This window comes from Microcoleus sp. MON1_C1, from assembly GCF_036701945.1.
GTDB lineage: Bacteria > Cyanobacteriota > Cyanobacteriia > Cyanobacteriales > Microcoleaceae > Microcoleus.
In genome coordinates, this window is record NZ_JAUBRO010000016.1 from 42,228 (window position 1) to 57,937 (window position 15,710).

Here is a 15,710-nt window from a genome sequence, read left to right on the forward strand (position 1 = left end):
TTTTAGATTTTAGATTTTACGGGACTTGCGCCCGATACGGCTGATTACCGGTTTCACTGTTTGGATGCCTCGCCGCCAAATTTAATATTGCTCGCAGAAACCGGGTTTAGGTAGGAACGCAAGTCTTATTTTAGATGGATTTTCTCAGCCAAAATTTTCAGCAGCATTATTTTTGGATTTTGGCTTCCTGGATTACAAGCACCGAACAAGATGCGTGGTGAACGACATAATTGCTGACGCTGCCGAGAAAAGCTTCTGTAAACCCAGTGCGGCCGCGCCTCCCCAACACTATTAAATCTGCGCCCCAATTTTCGGCGGATTCACAGATACAATGCCCCGGATCTCCGTCCATTTTGCAGTCAAATTCCACCTGCAATCCTTTTTTTGCTGCGGCGTCGCAGTAATTTTTCAGCAAACCCGAAGCCTGTTTTACATCCCTGTCCAGCCGCAAACGTTGAGCTTGATAAGCTTGATCCATTAACTCGACATTCAGGCCCAAATCTACCGGAATTGGCACTGCAGTCTGACCCATCGTGCTAACAGTAACGCAGTTAAATAGCATCACCTGGGCGCGATCGCTCAGAGCTAATTCTAAAGCTTGAGTGAAGACGCGGTGGCCGAGTTCAGAATCATCTAAGGCGGCGAAAATTTTCTTAAAACTCACAGCTTTACCTCCTGCGGGAAATCATTAGTATCAGTTAGGTAACAGAGAGTGCTGTTGAATCTAATTCAAATTAGCAAACTCTGATACTTCTAGACTAACAGACGCTCTAAGGCGTGCAGGTCGGGAATGCACAAAACGTCACGTTCGCGCTGAATAGTTCCTTTTTTTTCCAGCTTGCTCAGCACTCGCGTTACTGTTTCGCGAGCCAGCCCGCTGAGGCTGCTCAATTCTCTGTGTGGTAGGTTGGGAATTTCTGTACCTCCTGTTTCCAGGATTTTTTTGCCTTGCCCCTCGGCCAAAAATAATAGAATATCTGCTACTCGCGAGGTACTGTCCGACTCTCGCAAACGCAGGCGGCGGTTGACTTGTCGCAGGCGACGCGCCATCAGTTGAGCTAGTCGAATGCCTGCTAGCGGCTCGGTATGAATGAGCTGCACAAAATCCTGAGATGGCATATTGCCGATCAGTGTCGGGGCTAGGGTGATCACATCTGTCGATCGCGGTGCTTCTTCGATCGCGGCCATTTCCCCGAATAATTCTCCTTTCCCTAAAATATTCAGTGTTACTTCTTTTCCGTCTAGGTTGTAGGTGCGAATTTTCACCCAACCATCCAATATAAAATACACTGATGTTCCCCAGTCATTTTCGAGTAAAATCACTTGATTCGACGGATGACTGCGGGTAACGATGTGGACAGTTGCTCTCTCGATTACAGGATCGGGTAATCCTGCAAAAAAAGGAGTAGAAACTATCAATTGATTTATATTGGAATTCGGATCTCGGGTGTTAAAGCGGTCTTCCATGAGGCCATCATTTTAATTTATGCGCTTGAGCTGCGCTGGGCAGTTAGAAATAGCTTGCAGCCGAGTCATTCGATTTGAGATTCAAGAAACAAGGATCTCAAATCAAGGATCTCAAATCGGCAATTTTACCTCTAAAGTTTTGCGGGCAAAGGCTCAATATGGGAATTAATAGCCTCAAGCTCTGATTGGGAGCTAGAAACTAAAGAATATACCATAATTTTTTAGATATATACCACTGAGCAAATTTTATTAACAAAATTTTAGCAAGGTGGCAAACGACTGAGCCGATCGAATTACCTTTGAAAGCACTTCGCTTAGAAAGCTTAACACTGCTGAGAGATTTGTTGTCACTAGGCCCTGCTGTCGAGAAGGCAGAATCGACGAACACAAGCCTGCAAGCACGGTAGACAGATCCCAAATCCGACTGCAAGCCTGAAACCTGGCAAAGGTCAGCACGATCGGCAAAATCCACAGCCATTGCGAGCCTAAAGACTGGCGCTCTTGGCGAGCGAAACCCACCGACTTCCCAGCAAACTTTTCTGCTACCCCAAGATTATTGTACCATTAGTATCTAGCCATGAATACATATAAAAGGCTATAATTAAAGGTTACTCAAACCCAGTATATGGGAACAATCCCGAATCTCGGTATCCCAAACCGCAAATTGTTTGAGGTTTTTTCCAAGTCGGTGAAACAGCAAGAGACAGTGGCGCGCCACCATACTAACCAAACTCGCGGTGACAGTGTGCGGCCCGCCGTTCCAGCCGGTGAAGGCAAAAGTTCGTCGGCATCGCAGCTCTTATGAGCAGGAATCAGCCTCCGGGTCGGGAAACTCGCCCCTGAGCCGCAGAATTGGACAGCACTTGCAATTGATAGCAGCGGGCATTTGGTGCGGAAGTACCGGCTAACCTATCATAGGCAATAGAAGTTATCCGAAGGCAAAACGTTAATTAACAGTTGTCAGAAAATATTAGTGAATTATTGACGGACTCGCATTCAGATTATTCTATCTATTGGCATCGCTGCCGCCTGACTTCAGTCTTTTTTCGGTAAAGTTTCTCCCAAGCCGCATTCCCAGAGGTTCCGCCCTTGAATTCTCAGAAGTACAAAATTCAAGCACTGATTGCTGAGATAGACGAGGTACTCAGCAAGCCCGCACCCCGCTTGCCTTGGACGGGTTCGATCGATACTGTCCACCAGCGCCAACTTTTAGAGCGAGTTCGCGCTTATCTGGTTTCCTCAGACTCAAAGCTAACGACCGCAAAAGCCCCCGCCCGCCCAAATGTCCGCCCGCAACCAGTTCCAGTGCCCAAAGTGCCTCTGCCCGCCCCAGGCCCCTCAGCAGCAGAGCAAATCATGCTTGCCGTAACCGGAGAAATCAGCCACCTGCGTTCCAGCCTGACAGGGCCGCTCCAAGAAGACATAGAAGCTCTGCGGCAAGAGCAGCAAGCTCTAATTCAAGAAATCAAACAGCTAGAAGCAAAACGGCAGCAGCAACAATCCCTAGCTCAGCAACAAGCCAACCAACAGCGAATCATTGCTGAATTCTTGCAGGTACTGACTGCCCGCTTGGAAGAAACCTTGACTAGCGATTTCTCCCAAATTCTAAGTTCCCTAGAAAATCAGTTATTGCAAAGCAGCGCAACAGCTTACTCTTTGGGCGGTGCGGGTGATGAACAATCGGCTATTGACGTAACACTTAACCCACAAACCTCAGAAGAACACCCGCTGCTGACGCCGGCTCAGAGGTTGGAGCAAATGCAACTGTTCCAATCTCATGCTGACAGTCTGCTGATGAGTCTCGATTCAAGGATGGGTACCGTGTTCGAGGCTTTGCAAGCAAATCTGCAAAGCTATCAAGCTTCCTTGAGACAAGAACTCGAAAATATGTACGGTTTGAGCCAGCAGAGCGAGGCGATGTTCGCAGGTTTGCTCAACCACTTGGCCGCACAGTTGGGACGAGAAGCATCTTCCTACGTTCAACAGCCGATCGATTTAGCTAATAATCTCGAAACCGTCACCCCAACCGCAGCCGATCAATCTCCTGTCGCTCCCACCCTTTCAAATACTTCGATCGAGCACTCAGCCGCAGAGACTCTGACTGGAGACTCGGTGCAGGAAATTCGCACCGGCGAATTCGGAGAACAAGACAGATTGCCCTACGCCGGTACAGAAATTTCTCCGCAATTCAGACAGTTGAGGCGCGACCGCGACCGCATTCAAGCCCCAATTTTGCTCCCGGAGTTGGAAGATAAATTTGTCGATTCTGCACCCGAAGTATCTCGAAATGAAACTCGGTTTCCTGGCGGTGAATCGGAAAATACGTTAACAGAAAAAAACGAAGAGATTGAGGATTTGTATGCAAGTTTGTTCGCGGGAGAAGCGGTTCCTGAAGTAGAATTACAAATCGAAAGTTTCCCGGTAGAAAATACTGAAATCGAGGTCGAAAGTGAAGGTGTAGAGTATCAAAATGCGGCGGATAATGAAACTGCCGACTCGCTAAAAATGACCGAAGATTTGTTTGTAAATCTGCTAGAGGAAGGCGAATCTCTGGAAGAGATTTTAGGAGATGAAGATTCAGACTTTGTAATGGGTAATTCTGTAGACGCTCTAACTTTAGATACTGCAGATTTATTTGAACCGCAAGTGGCAACAGTAGCCCAAGTTTCAGAAGCACCGCCCTCAACCGCTGAGGTGCAACTTGACGCGGACGATCGAGAAAATCTAGAAACGGATCAAAACCTCAGCGAGCAGTTTGGCGCTACTGTGCCTCAGTCAGCAGCTTTGCCGTTGAGAACGCCTGTAGAAATTAGCCCTCACCACCCCAGTGCCACGCCCCATGTGCCGAGTGCCGGCGATGTTCAAACTGGTGAGTTCGACTCATCCTCGCAGGGGCTCGATGATGGGTACATCCAAGCTTCGCCGGACGAGGATTTGCTGCCGGTCGAGGCATTAGAAGATGACCTCGATCGAGCTCTAAATTTGGACAACAATACTCTGGAACTTTTGGAGGCAGACCTCTACAATCTGGAGGGATTGGAAAATACTAGCTCCCGGCGATCGATTTTCTCAGCCGCTAACAGCTTCGATTTATCGGCGAGTTCCCCCGAGGACATTGCAAAAAATCCCTTTGCCGAGGCCGCAGAGGAAGAACTCGGCACGCTGGAGGATTTGTTCTCCGATGTGTTGGAACTCTCACCTGAGGATGAACCCTTTGTTTTGGAAAACGAAGTTGAGGATGACTTGTTTGCTGAGGAAGACGACTCGAATTTGACGCTAGACGAGATTTTGGCTAGTTTGACCGAGACCGATCGCCCTTTGACTGATTCTCCCCCTCCAGAAACTGCCGAAACTAACGAACTGCGATCGAGTCCTCCAGAAAGTAAAAAAAAAACCTAATTTCGACAGAGAGTAAAGCAGGAGTTGTTGAGGGGAAAACCGAGTTTAGCGAGTTTGCCACACAGCAGCAAGAGTCGGCGCCTCCTTTTGTTGCAGGTGCGATCGCCCCATCCCGAGAACGCCCTAATTCTAGCTGGTATTTGGGCATTGATTTTGGTTCCAGCGGCCTGTCTGCGGCTTTGCTCGATCGCACCAGTGGCCAGTTGCACCCGATTTACTGGGAAGTATCGCAGGCTGAGGGTTCCCCAGCAGACGCCAGCTTTCGGATTCCCTCGGCTGCGGTGCTGGCGAACACCGCCCCAGGAAGCCCAGGGTCAGAGGTGACAGTCAAGTCAGTGGGATTCCGACCCCAGGCTTTGGCGGCAGGAGAATTTTTACTGGAAAATTTTAAATTGCCTTTAAAGGTGGGCATTCCTTATCAGCGGGAGGCTGCTGGGATGTACGAACCGCTGTTGCAGTGGTCGCCCTTGCAGGCTTTTTCGATCGCCTTGCCGCTGCAAGGTGTGCGGGCACTGCTGGCTACTTTGAATCCGAGTTTGCGGGGACAAATATTTGACGGATCGGGGGAAGTTTTGGATTCTGCACCAAGGGCAATTTTTGCAGGATTGCCAGTTTCCAATTTAATCTGTAGGGCTTCGGGACTAACGCCAGAAACTCTCGATGCGGCGCTTTTAGACTTGCAGGGTGTAATTTTGGGGACTCCTGCCGGCTGGTCGGATGTTTATATGTTTAATCTGCGGGAGGCGGTTTTGGGCGCGTCTCTGGTGGCTTCTGATTCGCAAATTTTTGTGGTGGAAGATGCGATCGCCACTTTGCTTGCTGCTGTAACTCCTGTGAAAAATGGCATGGAAGTCGAGTCGCCAGCCGTGGATTCTGCTAAGGGCGGTGAAGAAGCTGCACCGCTGAGTGTGAATGCTTCATCTTTTAGCGGGGGAACTTTGATTTTGAATGCGGGGGCGGCGACGGTGGAATTAGCTTTAGTTGAGTTGCCGTCCAATCTTCAAGATTTAACTCGTGCTGATTTTACTTGCCACAGTTTTGGTTTTGCTGGCGATGCTTTCGATCAGGATATTATCTGTCAGTTGTTGGCTAAAAATGAAACGTGGGGAATGTCGATCGATTTGCCACGTCCGGGGCATCCAGATTTGCCGAGCCGCTATCAATTGCAGCAGCGGTTACAAGGTTCTACTTTTGGCCTGCAATTGTTAGAAGCGGCAAGGCAAATAAAAGTTAGTTTGCAACATCAAAAAAGTTTTGCTTTGGATATTGGCCAGCAGCATTGGGATGTGAAGCGCAAAGATTTGGAAAGTCTGGTTTTAGTGCCTTTTGTGCAGCAGTTAAACCGCGAATTGAATGCTTTGCTCAGCCGCGCGGGAATGTCGCCGGCGGGGATTAATCAGGCGATTTGTGCGGGGGGTATGGGTGCTTGGCCTGCGATCGCCCGCTGGTTGCGGCAGAAGTTGCCGAATGCGATCGTAGTTCAAGACCACGAATTGCAGGTCGATCGAGATATTTTTGAGATTCACAATTCTGCATTAAATTCGGTATCTCAAAGTACAAATTTTTCCCAAAAAGTTGGTCGAGTTGCCTGCGGGTTGGCGAGTTTAGGTCTCTATCCTCACATTTTAGATGTGTCGCAGCAGCAGTACAGCGACTTTTTTCTGCTGTGGGAATTAATGCAGGTTTTGGGTGAGGAAACTTTGAGCTTTCAGGAAATTTTGCAGTTGTTGGAACGTCAGGGCGTGAATACCCGCACCTGCGAACCCCGGATTTTGCGGATTTTGGAAGGAAATTTGCCGGCGGGACTTGTGCCTGCGGAGGAAGATTTCATGCTGTTGGCCCAGGAGTCGAAGCAAAATCCTGATTGGGAAGAAATTTTGGCTGAGCCGCTTTTCTTTGAAGATGTCTCACGGGGTTATCGTTTGAATCTCGAACACGCCTCTGTTGTCCGCGAATATTTAGCCAAACTCGCCTCTAGCAGCCAGCAAAAATTCTTAGAGCCGCTAACACTTGCTTGGGATGTTCGCACCGATATTTATCGCTAAACGGCCAAAAACCCGGTTTCTCAGTAGTATCCTCCCTGTCTTTCGGGAAGAGTCCTAGTCGAAACCAGGTTTTTTTGCGTCTAGGACTAACTTTTTTCTGTAAATTTACGTAAGTTTACATAAACTTTATACGTTTTTATAAAAAATACATAGAAACTTTATAAAAGTATTATTGGTTTTTAAAGATTGTGCAAAGCTCAGCATTTCAGGTTCTGCAGATTTGGGATGGCTAATAAGATGGACGTAAGAGATCGTTAAAGTTGAGACAAATCATATGAAATTTCCCATGGGTGCCTCGTGGAAATCATCATTATCAGAAATCCTGTCCTTATTTTTTCAAGAATTTACTTACAGAGTCGGTGTATCGAAACAACAGCATCACCGATCCGTAACGAGCAAGGTAAAACGGTTAATCGATATTTTGGGCTCGCTGCTGGGACTGGCAATTGCTGCTGCGGTGGCGGTGCCGGTGGCAGTGGCGATGCTATTGGACAATCCGGGCCCGCTGCTTTACAGTCAAGTCCGCTGCGGCTTCAAAGGGCGGCTTTTCAGAATGTGGAAATTTCGATCGATGGTTGTCGGGGCAGAAAACCTCAAACATTTAGTTAGGAACCAAGCCAAGGGTCACATTTTTAAGAATGAAAATGACCCGCGAATTACCCGCATCGGCCGTTTTTTGCGGAGGACGAGTTTGGACGAGTTGCCTCAATTCTGGAACGTGTTAGTCGGCGACATGAGTTTGGTGGGGACTCGGCCGCCCACTCCCGATGAGGTTGCTGCCTATGACGAATTTCACTGGAAACGTTTAAATGTCAAACCCGGTATGACTGGGGAGTGGCAAGTCAACGGACGGTCTGGAGTGAAAGACTTTGACGATATTGTACTCATGGATCTCGACTATCAGCGCAAATGGTCTGTTGTCTACGACATCACTCTGATTTGCCAAACAATTGGGGTTGTCTTCAGTAAAAACGGTGCGTGTTAATAGACTTGCTGTTTTGGGGTGTTTTTGGATTTTAAATTTTAGGAAAAAACAGGGTATGAAATAGTAGGAAACGGATTAAATATATGTTAATAGAATTAGCGATTGGTGATGCTTACGGTGCGGGTTTTGAATTTGTTGACCAGCAGACGATCGAATTGTACAACAATCTCAACGGCTACATCAAGCATCCCCGTCACGACATCCAGCCTGGATGTTACACAGACGATACGCAGATGAGTTTAGCCGTCGCAGAAGCTATCGTCAGCCGAGAACCTTGGACACCGGAACTTTTAGCCAGCAAATTTGTTGCAGCTTTTCACCGCGATCGGCGATTTGGTTATGCTGGCAAAATGTACAATTTTTTGCTACAAGTTCAAGACGGAAAAGAATTCTTAGAAAAAATTCACTCCGCTAGCGATAAAAGCGGCTCTGCGATGCGAGCCGGGCCCATTGGCGTTTTTCCTACTATTGAAAAAGTCATTGAAAATGCTACCGTTCAAGCTGCAATTACTCACAACACTCCCGATGGCATTAAAGCAGCTATAGCGGCCGCTTTGATGTCCCATTACTTTATTTATCAGCTAGGTTTAAAGAAGAATTTGGGAAATTTTCTAGAAAGGCACGTAGCGGGTGAGTGGTCGATACCTTGGCAAGGAGAAGTCAGCGTTAAAGGTTTTGTCTGTGTTAGAGCAGCTATTACTGCGGTCATGCGAAATGATAGTATGAGCAAACTGCTCCAAGATTGCATTGCTTTTTCGGGAGATGTCGATACAGTAGCAACTATTGCTTTAGCTGCTGGTTCCTGTAGCAGTGAAATTGCCCAAGACCTGCCAGAAAATTTGGTACAAGGATTAGAAAATCAATCTTACGGCAGAGATTATATCATAGAAGTAGATCGACAGTTAATGAATTGCGCGATCGACTTCTGACTTCTTCCTGAGATAGGTTACATTCGTTAAATCCCTTACACTGTTTCGTTGCCGAACTTCTTTCTATTAGGATTAAGACCAACTGTCACAAATAGGGTTAAATTTTATGTATGTAGTTGCGCTTGGGCGCTCTTTCCTAAGCTCAGAGCGCTAAAGCGCAACTACATACCTTTGTTTAATTTTCCAGTTAACCTTAGTCCTATCTATTATGAATTTGCCTAATTTGATTACTTTCTCTCGCTTACTGGGAGTGCCTTTTCTGCTCTACGGTTTGTACGACCCAAGCGCTCAAAGCCGCTGGATTTGCACCGCAATTTTTGTGGTAGCTGCGGCTACTGATTGGCTGGACGGCTATTTGGCTAGGAAGCTGAATCAAATTACCGATTTGGGTAAGTTTCTCGATCCTTTGGTGGATAAATTGTTGGTTCTCGCGCCGCTTTTAGTGTTGATTGAGTTGGGTCGAGTGCCGGCTTGGGGGGTATTTTTAATTTTGGGCAGGGAGTTGACGATTGCGGGGTGGCGTGTTAATAAAACTACGATTTCGGGAGCTAATATTTGGGGGAAGTTGAAGACGGTAAGTCAGATTGTGGCGATCGCACTTTTAATTGCTCCTCTGTCTGAAGCGTGGAATTTTCCCGCAGTAATTGCTTTTTGGGTTTCTGTGGCTTTAACTTTGATTTCTGGCGCTATTTATCTATGGCCGGAAAAGGAAATAAAAGAAAAGTAAGGGACTTTTATATCATTAAACACGCGCTTTCCCCCAGTCCGGCAGGGGTTTAAACCCCTGCCTCAAAGCAAAAGTCCTCTAAAGAGGACTGTTAAAATCATCAGTCCTCTTTAGAGGACTTTTGCTATTAGCCGGGGGTTTAAACCCCCGGCGGACTTGTGGAAAAGCGAGGATTTATCAAGATTACTTCCCCTTAATAATGGCTCCCAGATTTCCGGTAATGCACCGCTGTCACGCCGTCATTTTTGAGCAAATGACCGTTTTCAATCGCCGCATAAACTACCCAGTGATCGCCGCATTCCATCCGACTTATCACTTGGCATTCCAGATAAGCTAGAGCATCAGTCAAAACGAGACAGCCGTTGCTAGCTTCCATTGTTTCGACTCCGGCAAATCTGTCTTCTCCCGGAGCAAAGTTTTTCATGAAATACTTCCGCAACTGTCGCCCTTCTGCTAAGATGTTGAGCACAAATTTGTCTCCGGCATACATCAAAGATTCGATCGATCGATCTTTGGCCACCGCAATCGTCACACCGGGCGGATTAAACGTTGCTTGCGATACCCAGGAAGCCAGCATCGCACTGGTGACATCCTCCCGCTTCGCAGAGACTACGCACAGCGAACCAACGAGTCTCCCTACGGCTTGTTCAGTGCGATCGCTCCCCGCTGCTAACTGCGGTTTCGGTGCCCGCAATTTTTGCGATCGAATCAAAGCTTGAGCAAAATCTGTTCCCACATCTGTGCACTCGTGAATCGTCGCCGCCGTCGGCTTAAATTTGGCTCGAATCGGCTCAAATCCAATTCTATAGCCGGCATCTTTCAGCTTGTTTTCCACTAAGTCGATCGCCTCTCCACTCCAGCCAAAAGAACCGAAAACCCCTGCTAATTTGCTCTTAGTTGCGGTAGATAAAACAATTCCCAAAGCAGTTTGAATTTGCGTCGGAGCGTGTCCTGCTAGCGTGGGAGTTCCGATGATAAATCCCGCGCATTTTTCGATCGCCTCTTTAATTTCCCCCGGTTCGGCAAATTCGCAGTTAATACTTTCTACAGCAACGCCGGCTTTCGTAATTCCTTTGGCGATCGCCTGCGCTAAAGTAGCCGTATTTCCGTAAGCCGAAGCATAAATCAAAGCAACTGTCAAGTCTTTTGAATTTTGTTGCTGGCTCCATTCCCGATACAAATTGCTCAGTTCATTAAGGCCGTAACGGACGATCGGGCCGTGACCGGGAGCATAAAATGCTGTGGGTAAATCGGCGAATTTATCCATTGCTGCCAGCACTTGTTTTGCTTGAGATGCGTGCAGGGAATCGTAATAATAGCGCCGATCTTCGCTGTAAACGCTCCACCCTTCATCGAATACTTGATCCCCGCAAACGTGAGCTCCAAATAGTTTGTCCGTGAACACGATTCTAGTGTGCGGATCGTAGGTGCAAAGTTGGTCAGGCCAGCGGGGAGTCGGAGTCGCGATGAATTTTAAGGCGTGACCTTTTCCTAAATTGAGAGTTTCTTCTCCCCGAACGATCAAAATGTTTAATTCTTGGTCGGGGAAAGCGGCTCGTAAACTAATTGCGGCGGGATTCGTGCAAACCAAAGCTACTTGAGGAGCTAATTCTAACAGAGCTTTAATTGTTACTGACCTGTTAGCATTGAAATGCCCCAAAATTATGTAATCCAGCTTGGTCAAGTCCACCCGTTTCTGCAAAAATTCCAGGTAATTTTGAGTAAAAGATTCCCCCGGCGGGTCGAACAAAGCAGTTTTGTCAGCTTGAATAATATAGCTATTGGCTGTCGTACCCTTTTGCAGCGAATACTCGACTTCAAATTTGAGTCGATCCCAAGTGCGCGATCGCAGAATAAAAGTATCGAGTGCGATCGGGATAAACTGCACGTCGCGGGGTTTGACATCAGATGCGAGTCTATTAATCAAAGTGTTAGTCATTTATTGCACCTATGAGAAACTGAACTACAGAACTTCTTTTGATTTCGTGCCAAAACTTGGTATCTACAATGTCAAACCTTGCACCTCGACCCTGTAAATTGGTATCCAGATCAGTCAGAAATTCCCTGGTTTCTAAATCATCCCCAATTTGGATAAAGCTCACTCCAATTTCTTCATCTTTCTCTATTTTATTTGCCGCACTTACAATAATTTCGGCGACAGCAGCGACTTCTTGGGGTTTTTGATCGAGGACTGCAACAATTATTGCTCCTTTCTTCCCTTTGCCATCTGTTTTGTTTGCGAAATAATCGCTAAAACTTGCTTTCAGAGCTTCTTCCAAATTAGTTGCCGTCGGGCTTGCTGAATCCGGTTCCGTATTTTGTCGCTGCAAAATTTCAGCTAACCGGCCAACAGTTGAATTTTTATACTTCCACATAGGAGTAGAAGCTTCGTAAAGGGTGATGCCGTCGCTGTCAAATTCCTGACATTTTTTTGCTAAGTCAATCAGAGATGCCTGTGCTTCTACCCACTCCTCGTACCAAGGATGTTGGGGGTCTCGGCTGGCATCGCTTCTGGCAATAATAATTGTGTAATCTCGGTCTTCTAAAAGATTTGCAGGCATTGGCAATTCCTAAGAGTGAAAATGGAAAAGCAAGAGGTAAGAAAAGGCTTATGGCGCACCGCAAGTTTAGTTGCCGGTAAGATTCGCCATAAGCACCCTACGTTGAGAGTTTTTGCGTAGGTAAGATGCCGCATAAGCACCCGATATTCCTACCTAATAATGATTTCCGACTTTTCGGTGGTGAACTGCCGGCAGTGCATCTGGATTGGAGACGCGGCCGCTATCGACGATCGCATATACGATATGATGATCCGAAAGTTCCATCCGGCTGACCACTTCGCACTCCATGTAAGCCAAAGCCTCTGTCAGAATGGGAGAACCGTTGGTTGCTGGTTGAGTTTTAACTCCGGCAAATCGATCGGCACCAGGAGCAAAACGCTTTAAAAAGTGCCTCATCAAAGTTTGATAATTGCCTTCTTCCAGCACGTTGAGAACAAATTTATCTCCCGCGTGCATCATCGATTCAATCGCCCGATCCTTCGCAACTGCTATTGTTAACCCCAGCGGTTTAAAGCTAGCTTGAGTTACCCAAGAAGCTAGCATCGCACCGCTAACATCACCTTTTTGGGCGGTAATGATGTACAGTCCGCCGCTGATTCGTCCCAAAGCTTTATCGAGGTCGCTGTCGAGGGATTTCATCTGTTTGACTGCTTTGTCCCGCGTCAGCCACTGTCCCAAGTCGGTGCCGGCTTCGTCGCAAAGTTGATAACTCGCTTCTGTCGGTGATTCTTTAATTAAAATGTTGGGAAATGCTTCTTTTAAACCCAACTCTTTGAACTTGTTTCTCAGCGGGTAAATAGATACGTCATCGCCACCGCCAGATTCGCACAAACCGAAAGATTGTTTGTTGTTAGCTGCAACTAAAATTGTGTTGATTGCGGCTTCGGCATTCACAGCAGCAGTACCGCCACTAGGTGGCGAACAAATTACGATGCCGGCAGCATTACCGACAAGTTCAGCAACTTCTTGTAAGTCGGCGATTCTCAAGTCCATCATTTCCACAGCGACACCGGTTTTGGTGATACCGTGGGCGATCGCTTGGCTGAGTCGATCGCTAAATCCGTAATCGGAAGTGTAAAATACCGCTACAGTGGTTTCTGCCTTAGCTTGCGCTTGGCTCCACTTTTTGTAGCGCCCGGTGAGTTCAACTACGTTGTGTCGCAGCAAGGGGCCGTGACCGGTCGCAACTGTACCTATTTCTCCCAACTCTGCCATCCGCTTCATTGCAGCGAGTACCGATCGAGCATTGGGAGCCATCAAACACTCATAATAAAAGTGGTAATCTTCCTCAACTGCTGCTAAATCGTCATCGAAGGTGCTGTCGGAACAGTAGTGCATCCCGAAAGCATCGCAAGTGAACAGCACTTGAGTTTTGCTGTCGTAGCTGAAAATAGTATCAGGCCAGTGCAAGTTCGGCGCCGATACGAATTCGATAATGTGGCCGTTTCCTAAATCTAGTTTGTCCCCGTTTTTTACTACCAATCGCTCAAATGGTTGGTGTACAAGGTTTTCTAAAAATTGAATTGCAACTTTCGCCCCCACGACAATCGCTTGGGGTGCCAGCGCCAGCACGTCTTTGACTAAACCGCTGTGGTCTGGCTCGGTGTGGCTGATAATTAGATAGTCAATCTCTTTCGGGTCAATTTCCCCCGTCAGAGTATCCATGTATTGCTGGCGAAACTTCTCGTGCGAGGTATCGACGAGGGCGGTTTTTTCACCGCGAATGATGAATGAGTTGTAAGTTGTACCGTTTTTGAGCCCGAATTCGATGTCAAAGCGGTCTCTATCCCAGTCCAGGCATCGAATTGCCATTGTGTCAGAGGCAATTTCGACTTTTTCCACCGTCAATCTGCGTTGGACTCGTTCAGTCAGCGCTACCATCAGTGCCTCCTTGTCTGTTACCCATTACCTTATTGTTTCCATTCTGACACGTTTCTTTTGTAAATCTTTATAAAATTTCTTATGAGGCTGTTAAGTATCCCAAAATTTATGGCGTAAGGCAGTTCGGCAACAAAGCACTGTACCGGATGTAACGGATTTGAGGAAGAAGGAAAATTCAATAAAATCAATTTTGGGCCTATAAACAGTTGACAATAAACGTATCTCTATGGTAATAAAACTGAGTTCAAGCGGTTGGGCGATCGCCTCCTTAGAAGACTATCAGTCAAATGCGATTCTCGATCGCGCGGCAATTTGGATTAGGGACAATAACTCGGCATTTAAGTCAACCTAATCAAACGTCAAATGCGATCGCGCTCTCTTATCCCGATGTGTTTAAGCAGTCAGGGATTTGGGGATAATGATAGAGTAAAAAAAATTCCACTCCACAAGCAAAAATCGACTCATATAGCAATCCTTGCAAGAGTCGTAAATTTTTACCCCACCCCAACCCTCCCCGAAGCCGCTCTGAGGGATTAATAAATTCACAGGGAGCATCTCAATGAAAGCAGCCAAGCCCAAAATTCGAGTTGGGAGGCAGGAGGCAGGAGGCAGAAGGAAAGAGGAAGAAGCAAGGAGCCAGAAGAAGTGTTTTTACAAATATGAGATGCTCCCAATTCACAAATGATTGAGGATTTCTATAGATGTAAAGCTACAGCAGATTGCAGGTAAATATAGTACACTTAAAAATAGTATATTAATAGCAGTAATGAAACCATTACCGATCTAAGTTCGAGAAAAGGTGGTCAAAGCTGTGCGTGCAGGGCAACACATCAGTTAGACAACTAGCGACCAGATTTGATGTCAGAAAATATAATTGTTGAGCGACTATTAAAGCGCTACCAACTTACAGGAAATATGCAACCACTTCGTCAAGGTAGAAGTCTCTAAAGTGAGTTGAATGGAGATTAAGCGTCAACTTCATGAACTGGTAGAAAAATATCCAGATAGCACTTTGTCAGAATATTGTGAATACTGGGGAATTTTTTACGAACAATGGATAAGTCATAGTACCATGTGCCGAGAATTAAAAAGGCTGGGACTAACAAAAAAAGACGCTACGAAGCAGTCAAGCGGCGACAGACCCGGTGCAAAAATTAAGAGGAGAATACTGGGAAAAAGTGAAAAATATATATCTATAAAACCTGGTATTTATAGATGATATGGGGGTTTTACTTATTAACCAGGAATTATGCTAGCTCGCCTCATGGTACCAGAGTATCCGATCTAAAACCATTTTACCGAGCCGCAATAATTACAGCAAGTGGAGCCATTAGTATTAAAAAAGTGATGACATTAAGGATGATGAATGACTTAATGGATGGCAAGGGATTTGAAGTATTTATCGAATATTTTTTATTCCCGTAACTGTGGGGAGCGGTAGTATTAATGGATAATTTTCCAGCACATAAAATGGCTCCTATTGCACCGATGATTGAAGCAGTTGGTGCAAGTATTATTAACTTATCACCGTATTCTCCTGATTTTAATTCCCATGAATTAGGGTGGTTTCAATTTATTTCTTTTCGTACTTTTTTCTAAATTAACCCAAATAATTGATACATTAACTGCCGTCGCACTCGAATTAATAAGTCCTCAACATATAAAAAACTGCTTTACTAAATGCTGCTAATGTCATCTATAAACTTGCAATTTACT

Annotated in this window: 13 protein-coding genes; 8 read left to right on the forward strand and 5 right to left on the reverse strand. The window is 46.3% G+C overall.

The window, feature by feature from the left end:
* Positions 1-166: 166 nt before the first annotated feature.
* A complete protein-coding gene (locus tag QUA62_RS11350; RefSeq protein WP_333404027.1) occupies positions 167-664 on the reverse strand; it encodes a universal stress protein in 498 nt (165 codons plus the stop codon).
* 89 nt (positions 665-753) lie between these two features.
* Positions 754-1,467: a Crp/Fnr family transcriptional regulator gene (locus tag QUA62_RS11355; protein ID WP_190663937.1), complete on the reverse strand. Its 714-nt coding sequence runs from the start codon at positions 1,465-1,467 to the stop codon at positions 754-756.
* 625 nt (positions 1,468-2,092) lie between these two features.
* Between QUA62_RS11355 and QUA62_RS11360 the strand changes: the two genes are divergently transcribed.
* The 6 genes from QUA62_RS11360 (at position 2,093) to pgsA (ending at position 9,552) form a co-directional block, all read left to right on the forward strand.
* Complete coding sequence (locus QUA62_RS11360; protein ID WP_333404029.1) at positions 2,093-2,272, forward strand: hypothetical protein; 180 nt, start codon at positions 2,093-2,095, stop codon at positions 2,270-2,272.
* Positions 2,273-2,556: 284 nt separating this feature from the next.
* Positions 2,557-4,866 carry a hypothetical protein gene (locus tag QUA62_RS11365; protein ID WP_333404031.1) on the forward strand — a complete coding sequence of 770 codons (2,310 nt, stop codon included), beginning with the start codon at positions 2,557-2,559 and terminating at the stop codon, positions 4,864-4,866.
* Positions 4,867-5,006: 140 nt separating this feature from the next.
* Positions 5,007-6,911 carry a hypothetical protein gene (locus QUA62_RS11370; RefSeq protein WP_333404033.1) on the forward strand — a complete coding sequence of 635 codons (1,905 nt, stop codon included), beginning with the start codon at positions 5,007-5,009 and terminating at the stop codon, positions 6,909-6,911.
* Between the two features lie 274 nt (positions 6,912-7,185).
* The gene (locus tag QUA62_RS11375) at positions 7,186-7,896 is read left to right on the forward strand and encodes a sugar transferase (RefSeq protein ID WP_190663933.1); all 711 of its coding nucleotides are present in this window, start codon (positions 7,186-7,188) and stop codon (positions 7,894-7,896) included.
* A gap of 83 nt (positions 7,897-7,979) precedes the next feature.
* Positions 7,980-8,825 carry an ADP-ribosylglycohydrolase family protein gene (locus QUA62_RS11380; protein ID WP_333404035.1) on the forward strand — a complete coding sequence of 282 codons (846 nt, stop codon included), beginning with the start codon at positions 7,980-7,982 and terminating at the stop codon, positions 8,823-8,825.
* Positions 8,826-9,033: 208 nt separating this feature from the next.
* Positions 9,034-9,552, forward strand: a complete 519-nt coding sequence (gene pgsA / locus QUA62_RS11385; RefSeq protein WP_333220601.1) for a CDP-diacylglycerol--glycerol-3-phosphate 3-phosphatidyltransferase — start codon at positions 9,034-9,036, stop codon at positions 9,550-9,552.
* A gap of 193 nt (positions 9,553-9,745) precedes the next feature.
* Here pgsA and QUA62_RS11390 read toward each other — a convergent pair whose 3' ends face one another.
* From QUA62_RS11390 to QUA62_RS11400, 3 genes are all read right to left on the reverse strand, one after another.
* The gene (locus tag QUA62_RS11390) at positions 9,746-11,491 is read right to left on the reverse strand and encodes a diflavin flavoprotein (RefSeq protein ID WP_333404037.1); all 1,746 of its coding nucleotides are present in this window, start codon (positions 11,489-11,491) and stop codon (positions 9,746-9,748) included.
* Positions 11,484-12,113 (reverse strand): hypothetical protein, encoded by a 630-nt coding sequence (locus tag QUA62_RS11395; protein ID WP_333404039.1) that lies wholly within the window; start codon positions 12,111-12,113, stop codon positions 11,484-11,486. The genes QUA62_RS11390 and QUA62_RS11395 overlap by 8 nt, the downstream gene beginning before the upstream one ends.
* 153 nt (positions 12,114-12,266) lie before the next feature.
* On the reverse strand, positions 12,267-13,994 hold the full coding sequence (locus QUA62_RS11400; protein ID WP_333404041.1) for a diflavin flavoprotein: 1,728 nt from the start codon (positions 13,992-13,994) through the stop codon (positions 12,267-12,269).
* A gap of 226 nt (positions 13,995-14,220) precedes the next feature.
* Between QUA62_RS11400 and QUA62_RS11405 the strand changes: the two genes are divergently transcribed.
* Together QUA62_RS11405 and QUA62_RS11410 are read left to right on the forward strand one after the other, a co-directional pair.
* Positions 14,221-14,346, forward strand: a complete 126-nt coding sequence (locus tag QUA62_RS11405; RefSeq protein ID WP_333404043.1) for a hypothetical protein — start codon at positions 14,221-14,223, stop codon at positions 14,344-14,346.
* Positions 14,347-15,419: 1,073 nt separating this feature from the next.
* Positions 15,420-15,593, forward strand: coding sequence for a transposase (locus QUA62_RS11410; RefSeq protein ID WP_333404121.1), 174 nt, complete (start codon positions 15,420-15,422; stop codon positions 15,591-15,593).
* Positions 15,594-15,710 lie beyond the last annotated feature (117 nt).